We start from the raw sequence: 1,195 nt of genomic DNA, 5'->3' as shown, positions 1-1,195 counted from the left end.
AATGGGTCTTCGCGTTCGGCCACGGTGCGTTCATCGGCTTTCCCTGGCGTGACCGTTCCTGTCGCCGACCGCCGCAATGTTCACGCATGGCTGTCGGGCATGTGAGGCGAGGCGAGTGGAGTGGGCCGGCTGCCGCGGGGGCGTATCGGGTGTCGATGTCCTTGCCGGTCATGTGTCCTTCTCCTTGTCGGATCGGGGTCGATTCAGATTCCGGGGCGCCCGGCAGCCGTCCAGGCGGCGTACTCCTGGCGGACGTAGAGGCGGTGGCCGGGGGCGAGCGTGATCGCGTCGGGGTGGTGTGGGCCGGCCACCAGATCGGGATGGCGACGGTCGTGCTGGACGAGTTGCTCGGCGGTTTCTGTGGCGGCTGCGACCGGCCCGGGGCCGTCGAGGGCCATCCGGTCCATGAGGGCCGCCCGTCGTAGCAGCCAGGCGCGTTCGGCGGCCGTCGCGTCGACCAGGGGGCCGGTGTCGGGCCCGGCCTGGCGGCCTTCGCGTTCGGCCCCGAGAGCGAGCACTTGGTGCATCTCGCGGCGCAGGTCTGGCGCATTCGCGTACGCCTCGTGCGGGGGCGGGGCGCCGATAGCCTCAGCGCTGTTCGGAGTGACGTGCATGCTCACACCTCCGCCGGCCCTGGCAACGGGCCGCAGTTCGTGCGGAACACCCGGCCCGGTCACGACGAGCACCTGAGGCAGGCGCGGACTTCGCGGCCGCTGCGTGTCTGGTGGACCTCGGTCGACTGCGCGAGGTACTGGACGATGCCGGTGCCGCGGCCGTGTTCGTCGGGGGCGATGTCGGGGCGATGGCGCTCCACTGGCGTGCCGGAGTCTGTGACCACGATGTGCAGAGTGCCGTCGTCGAGGACGAGCAGCAGGGTCATGCGCTCGCGGCCGTACTGGGCGGCGTTGGCGGCGAGTTCGTCGACGATGAGTACGGCGGAGTCCCGCTCACTTGCGGGCACGCTCCAGGTCTCCAGCAGATCGTCCGCGAAGTGACGAGCGGCGGAGACGTGCGCCTCCTGCGCGGGCAGGGTGAGCAGCGCCTCGTGGCGGCAGGGCCGGCCGAGCGGTGAACTCGGGCTGGGGGAATCGGTCACAAACATGGTCTTCTGACTCTTCTGTGGATGTGCGGAAAGCGGAACGGGGGAGACCAGCACCAACAACTTCGGGGGCTGTCGGTAGGCCGGATCCTGAAG

Annotated in this window: 2 protein-coding genes; both read right to left on the bottom strand. The window is 70.0% G+C overall.

The window, feature by feature from the left end:
• Positions 1-203 precede the first annotated feature (203 nt).
• The gene (locus tag ACWFR4_RS49050) at positions 204-614 is read right to left on the bottom strand and encodes a hypothetical protein (protein WP_453658511.1); all 411 of its coding nucleotides are present in this window, start codon (positions 612-614) and stop codon (positions 204-206) included.
• 59 nt (positions 615-673) lie between these two features.
• On the bottom strand, positions 674-1,102 hold the full coding sequence (locus tag ACWFR4_RS49045; RefSeq protein WP_453658509.1) for an ATP-binding protein: 429 nt from the start codon (positions 1,100-1,102) through the stop codon (positions 674-676).
• Positions 1,103-1,195 lie beyond the last annotated feature (93 nt).

It is taken from the genome of Streptomyces sp. NPDC055140 (assembly GCF_053607285.1).
This window is presented reverse-complemented; position numbering and strand designations above follow the sequence as displayed.

Bases quoted from the DNA above. Each gene is read 5' to 3' on its own strand.
- ACWFR4_RS49045 (WP_453658509.1), bottom strand. From the start codon at position 1,102: ATGTTTGTGACCGATTCCCCCAGCCCGAGTTCACCGCTCGGCCGGCCC.
- ACWFR4_RS49050 (WP_453658511.1), bottom strand. From the start codon at position 614: ATGCACGTCACTCCGAACAGCGCTGAGGCTATCGGCGCCCCGCCCCCG.